Origin of the sequence: Trueperella sp. (assembly GCF_043424875.1) — a bacterium.
In the GTDB taxonomy this organism is placed as follows: domain Bacteria; phylum Actinomycetota; class Actinomycetes; order Actinomycetales; family Actinomycetaceae; genus Trueperella.
Genome location: NZ_JBHWPL010000073.1, coordinates 1 through 6,211, shown reverse-complemented (window position 1 = coordinate 6,211; position 6,211 = coordinate 1). Strand labels below are relative to the sequence as shown.

Genomic DNA, 6,211 nt, shown 5'->3' with positions numbered 1-6,211 from the left:
GAAACAACCGAGTACGACCGCGGGGAGGAACTCGTCCTCTCAACGAAGAAGAAGGAAGACCGCCGCGTCGCCCTCGGCACGCTCGTCGGCACCGCAGTCGAATGGTACGACTTCTTCATCTACGCAAACGCCGCCGCAATCATCTTTGCGCCGCTGTTCTTCGACCCGTTCCTCCAGGGCTCTGGCGAAATCGCAGGCCGATTGATCTCGTTCGCAACCGTCGGTATCTCGTTCTTCTTCCGCCCCCTCGGTGCGGCGATTGCGGGACACTACGGCGATAAGCTCGGGCGCAAGGCCATGTTGGTCGCTACCCTCATGCTCATGGGCACGGCAACCTTCGTGATCGGTCTGTTGCCCACCTACGCCGCGGCGGGTGTGGTTGCACCCATCGCTCTGCTCATCCTCCGTATTCTCCAGGGCCTAGCCGCTGGTGGCGAGTGGGGCGGTGCAGCGCTGATGGCTGTTGAGCACGCTCCCGTCAAGAAGCGTGGCCTGTTCGGCGGCTTCCCGCAGATTGGCGTTCCGCTGGGCATGCTCCTTGCAACGCTCGTTTTGACGGTCACGTCCATGGCGACGACGGAGGAGCAGTTCCTGAGCTGGGGATGGAGAGTTCCGTTCCTCTTCTCGCTCGCGCTGATTGGAATCGGCACCTGGATCCGCCTCGGCGTCGCCGAGTCGCCCGTCATGGAAGAGATCCGCGAGGCAGACGAGGAGGACGAACAGGTTCGTCTTCCGATTGTGGACATGTTCAAGACCGCGTGGAAGCCGCTCATCCAGGGTGCGCTCGTCTTCGCCGGAAACGGCGTGGCGGGTTACATGATCACTGGCGGATTCATCCTGTCCTATGCGACGCAGGATCGCGGACTGGATCGGGATACGATCCTGAACTTCATTTCCATTACCGCGTTGATGTGGATTGTGACCACGATTATCTCCGCGTGGCTATCGGACAAGATCGGCCGAAAGCCGACCTACCTGATCGGCTTCGTCGTTCAGCTCGGCTGGGTCTGGGTCCTGTTCAACTTCCTCCAGAACGGCACCATGAGCCAGCTTCTGCTCGGCATGGTGATCTGGGCGATTCCGATTGGATTCACCTATGGTCCGCAAGCTGCAATGTTTGCTGAGATGTTCCCCGCGAAGATTCGCTACTCGGGAGCTGGCCTTGCCTACGCGTTCGGCGCGATCCTCGGTGGCGCGTTCGCTCCGCTCATCGGTACCTACCTGGTCTCCAAGACCGGAAGCACGATGTCGGTGGCCATCTACATCACGATTGTGACGATCATTGGTGCCATCGCCCTGTTGACGATCCCGAACTCCACCGGCCGCGACCTCAGCCCGGCTGCTGACGGTGAGCTCAACGCGAAGATCGAGAAGCTCGCAGAAGAAGAAGGCGTCATCGAGACGACCTTCGATCGTGGAGCCGGTTTCTAACGGTTCAAGTAGAATCCATATCAGGATTCATAGACGCTGTGGGGCCGCGTGCGGCCCCACAGCAAGAATGAGGGAGTCCATGGGAAGCCAGAAGTCGAAGTCTGCGCGAGTGTATGAACAGTTGCGCGACGCCATCGTGACCGGGCGCTATACGCCTGGCTACAAGCTGACAATCAGCACGCTGGCGAAGGAATTCGGAGTTTCTGCGGTTCCCGTGCGCGAAGCCATTCGCTGGCTTCAGGCAGAGGGGCTCGTCGAGTACACACACAACGTGGGCGCACAGGTGACCCATGTCGACGTCTCTGGCTACGCGGACTCGCTACGAGTCCTCGCGCTGCTGGAGGGCATGGCCACGGCCTCGTCGGCTCCGCACCTGAGCGAAAGCCACATCGAAGAAGCGCGCAAGCTCAACGACGACATGCGCGTCGTCGTCGCCGCTCCCATCTTCGATTCGGCAAACTACCGGAAACTGAACGAACAGTTCCACGCCGTGCTGACCTCGCAAAGCCCCAACTCCCGCCTTATCAACCTCATGAATACAGAAGCAGAACGCGTTTCCTTGATGCGCCGCTCGTCATTTGCGTTTGACGCCCAGCGATCGATCGCGTCCATCGACCAGCACAGTCACCTGCTCGACCTCATCACCTCCGACGCGACGTCGCGCGAGGTAGAGATCTACGCACGTGACCACAAGCTGGCATCGCTGGAGCGCTCACTCAAGAACGCCGCTGCCTAACCACAAAGAAGTGAAAGGTACTAGACGTGAAATTCCACCACCACGGATACATTTCAGAAGATCCCCGCGTCAGGATTGTTGACGACGCCTGCGTAGATCGCGATCCGAATCTGCCCGATGAGATGGACGTTCTCATCGTCGGTTCGGGCCCCGCCGGTATGATTACCGCCGCGCAGCTCTCCGTTTTCCCCGACATCGAAGCTCGCATCATCGAATCGCGCGACGGCCGCCTCCCGCTAGGCCACGCCGACGGTATCCAGGCACGTTCCGTGGAAACCTTCCAGGCGTTTGGCTTCGCCGAGGAAGTCATTGAGGAAGGCTACCGAATCACCGAGACGGCGTTTTGGAAGCCAGATCCGGAGAACCCGGACCACATCGTGCGTACCGGGTGGACCGACGACGATCCGGCCGGCCTGTCCGAGTTCCCCCACCTCATCGTTAACCAGGCTCGCGTCCTTGACTACTTCCGCCGCTTCATGCAGCGCCAGCCCTCCCGCATGCCGGTGAACTTCGGCTGGGAGCTCGAGAGGCTGCGCGTCAACGACGGCGAGGAATACCCCGTCGAGTGCGAGATCGTGGGAACCGGCGCCGAGAACAAGGGCGAAAAGCGCACCGTGCGCGCCAAGTACGTGCTTGGTGGCGACGGCGCCCGCTCGAAGGTTCGCGAGTCGATCGGCGCGAAGAACTCGCGCGTCATCTCCAATCACGCGTGGGGCGTGGCCGACATCCTCGTCGACACCGACTTCCCCGACGCGATGACCAAGGCGATCATCAACTCCAACCACGGCTCGATCCTCCACATCCCGCGCGAGGGCGGCTTCCTGTTCCGCACGTACGTGGATCTCGGCGCGGTTGCGGACGATGACAACCACAAGGTGCGCGACACCCCGCTCGAGGAGATCGTGGCCAAGGGCAACAAGATCATGTCCCCGTACTCCTACACGGTCAAGGACGTCGCTTGGTGGTCGGTGTACGAGGTCGGCCACCGCGTGACGGAGCGCTTCGACGACGTCCTCCCGGAGAACCGCGAAACGCAAGATCCCCGCGTGTTCATCGCCGGCGACGCCTGCCACACCCACTCGGCCAAGGCCGGCCAGGGCATGAACGTCTCCATGCAGGACGGCTTCAACCTTGGCTGGAAGCTCGCTCAGGTTCTGCGCGGCTACTCCTCGCCGTCGCTCCTTCGCACCTACAACTCCGAGCGTCAGCCGGTTGCACAGGACCTCATTGACTTCGATCTCGAGTGGTCGAGCCGCATGGCCGCCTCGGTCGCGGGCGACGAGTCGATCGAGGACTTCTACGTGCGCACGTGGGAGTTCCCCGCTGGCTTCCGCACCGAGTACCCGGAGTCGCTGCTCGTAGCATCCGATGCGAAGCAGGAGCTTGCCACCGGATACCCGCTGGGCAAGCGCTTCAAGTCCTACCGCGTCATGCGTCGCTCCGATGCACACGACGTCCACCTCGGGCACCTGCACGAGGCCGACGGCCGCTGGCGCATCTACGTGTTCGCCGACGAGCCGAAGGCCGACGCCCCCGATTCGAAGGTCCGCGCCTTCGGTGACTGGCTTGGAAACTCGCCGGATTCGCCGGTCGTGCGCCACACGAAGGACGGCGACGACATCAACTCGGTCTTCGACGTCAAGGTCATCTACCAGCAGCCGCACCGCGAGTTCGAACTCGGGGATGCGCCGGAGATCTTCCGCCCGCGCGTGGGCAAGCTCCAGCTGGAGGACAAGAACGAGGTCTTCGGTATCATCCACCACCCGGGTGTCGATGAGAAGCGCGACGCCGTCGTGCCGATGACCACGAACATGTTCCAGAAGGAAGACATCTTCGAAGCACGCGGAATCTCGCGCGACGGCGCAGTGGTCGTGGTCCGCCCCGATATGTACGTCGCACACATCACCTCGCTTGAGGACACCGAGTCCTTGGCGAACTTCTTCGCTCCGATCTTTGATCTGAGCTAGCCGCGCCGCGCCCCTGACCGGGCGCGACGCACCGGGCGGGCTCAGTGAAGGGTGAGTCGCTGAGCCCGCCCCACCAATAGCGACGCCCCGGCGTCGTGACAAACGAAAAGCGACGCACCGGCGTCGTGAAAGAAAAAGTGACGCATCGTCGTCGTGGAAACCGCGCGAACGCCGCGCGAGAACGAGGAAGTCATGCTTGAGCAATCAACACTCGATGAGATCGCGGCCGAGCTGGCCGAGGCGGATCGCACCCGGAGTGTGATGCCCCGAATCACCGCGCGCTACCCGGATGCGACGGTGGAAGACAGCTACGCGATTCAGGCCGCCTGGCGCGATCGCGAACTTGCCGCTGGCCGCAAGATTGCGGGGCGCAAGATTGGTCTGACGTCGAAGGCGATGCAGGCCGCGACCGGCATTACGGAGCCCGATTACGGCGTGATGTTCGAAGACACGGTGTACGAAAACGGCTCGGTCATTGATTACGACCGGTTCTTGAACGTGCGTATCGAGGTGGAGCTGGCGTTCGTGCTCAAGGAGCCGCTCGAGGGGCCGAACTGCACGCTGTTCGACGTGCTGCGGGCCACCGAGTACGTGACGCCCGCGCTCGAGATCCTCAACTCGCACATTGAGCTCGAGGGTCGCACCATCGTCGACACGATCTCGGACAACGCCGCGTACGGCGGCATGGTGCTGGGCGGCAACCCGATGAAGCCCGGGGACATCGATCTTCGCTGGGTCGGCGCGCTGCTGTACAAGAACGAGACCATCGAGGAGACCGGCGTGGCTGCCGGCGTGCTCAACCACCCGGCGACGGGCGTGGCCTGGCTGGCGAACAAGTTCCAGCAGCACGGCGACCGCCTCGAGGCCGGCGAAATTATTCTGGCCGGATCGTTCACGCGCCCGATGTGGGTGGAGCGTGGCGACACCGTGCTGTGCGACTACGGACCGATGGGAACCATTTCATGTCGTTTCGTGTAGAACTTCCGCCCACGTTCGCCCAGCGGTTGGCGCAGCAGCGCGGCGGGGCCGACCTCACGCCCGGGCAGGGGCGTTCCGGTGGGCGCTCTCTGGTTGGTATGTGGGTGACGTCCGGCTCGCAGGTTAACGCCGAGATCGCTGCGGGGTCCGGGCTTGATTGGATTTTGATCGACGGCGAGCATGCGCCGCTTTCGCTCGGAGACATTCAGGGGCAGCTTCAGGCGATTGCCGCCTATCCAACGACGCCGGTGGTGCGCGTTCCGTTCAACGATCAGGTGCTCATCAAGCAGTACCTTGACCTGGGCGCGCAGAATCTGCTCGTGCCGATGGTGCACACCGCCGAGGACGCCGCGCAGGCCGTGCGCTCGCTTCGCTATCCGCCCGAGGGCGTGCGCGGCGTGGGTTCGGCGCTAGCGCGCGGGGCGCGGTGGAACCGGGTGGAGAACTATTTGACCAGGGCGAACGACGAGCTCGTGTCGCTCATCGTGCAGATCGAGTCTGCGCAGGCTGTGGAGAATGCGCAGGCCATCGCCGAGACGGATGGCGTGGACGCGATCTTCATTGGGCCCTCGGATCTTGCGGCATCAATGGGCCTGATCGGTCAGCAGGGCCATCCCGAGGTCGTCGCCAATGTCCACAAAGCCATCGAGGCCGGGCGCGCCGCGGGCAAGCCCGTGGGTATCAATGCGTTTGACCCGGCGCTGGCTAACGACTACATCGACGCCGGCATCGACTTCATTCTCGTTGGCGCCGATGTGGCGATCTTGGCCCGGCAGTCCGAGGCCTTGGCCGCGCAGTACATCGACGCCCGCGAGGGCAAAGAGGCTGGCGACCAGCCGGACTCCTACTAGCCGGACTCCTACGGGGCGGGCCGGAGTAGTCGGGTGGCCGCTAGGCGGACCACATCAGGTGAGGCGAGTGCCCTCTAGGTTGCTCGACCACTAGGCAGGCCGTTCACTAAGCGGCCCGACCACTAGGCCGACCACTGGGAGGTGCATCTCGTCTGCCCGACCACCGGCTTGCCGTTTCTTCGGCGTCTGCAGTTTTTCCTGACATTTGTGGGACGATTTTGAACCGATCTTCGCATATGGTAAGAGGT

General features: G+C 62.9%; 5 protein-coding genes. All 5 read left to right on the top strand.

Annotated elements, in window-relative coordinates; genetic code table 11:
* The coding region (locus tag ACHFFR_RS06665; protein ID WP_394263484.1) for an MFS transporter at positions 1–1,431 on the top strand (1,431 nt) is incomplete at its 5' end.
* A gap of 79 nt (positions 1,432–1,510) precedes the next feature.
* Positions 1,511–2,167 carry a GntR family transcriptional regulator gene (locus tag ACHFFR_RS06660; RefSeq protein ID WP_394263483.1) on the top strand — a complete coding sequence of 219 codons (657 nt, stop codon included), beginning with the start codon at positions 1,511–1,513 and terminating at the stop codon, positions 2,165–2,167.
* A gap of 26 nt (positions 2,168–2,193) precedes the next feature.
* The gene (locus tag ACHFFR_RS06655) at positions 2,194–4,134 is read left to right on the top strand and encodes an FAD-dependent monooxygenase (RefSeq protein ID WP_394263482.1); all 1,941 of its coding nucleotides are present in this window, start codon (positions 2,194–2,196) and stop codon (positions 4,132–4,134) included.
* 153 nt (positions 4,135–4,287) lie between these two features.
* The gene (gene hpaH / locus ACHFFR_RS06650) at positions 4,288–5,112 is read left to right on the top strand and encodes a 2-oxo-hept-4-ene-1,7-dioate hydratase (protein ID WP_394263481.1); all 825 of its coding nucleotides are present in this window, start codon (positions 4,288–4,290) and stop codon (positions 5,110–5,112) included.
* Positions 5,097–5,963, top strand: coding sequence for an HpcH/HpaI aldolase/citrate lyase family protein (locus tag ACHFFR_RS06645; protein ID WP_394263480.1), 867 nt, complete (start codon positions 5,097–5,099; stop codon positions 5,961–5,963). The genes hpaH and ACHFFR_RS06645 overlap by 16 nt, the downstream gene beginning before the upstream one ends.
* Positions 5,964–6,211: the final 248 nt, after the last annotated feature.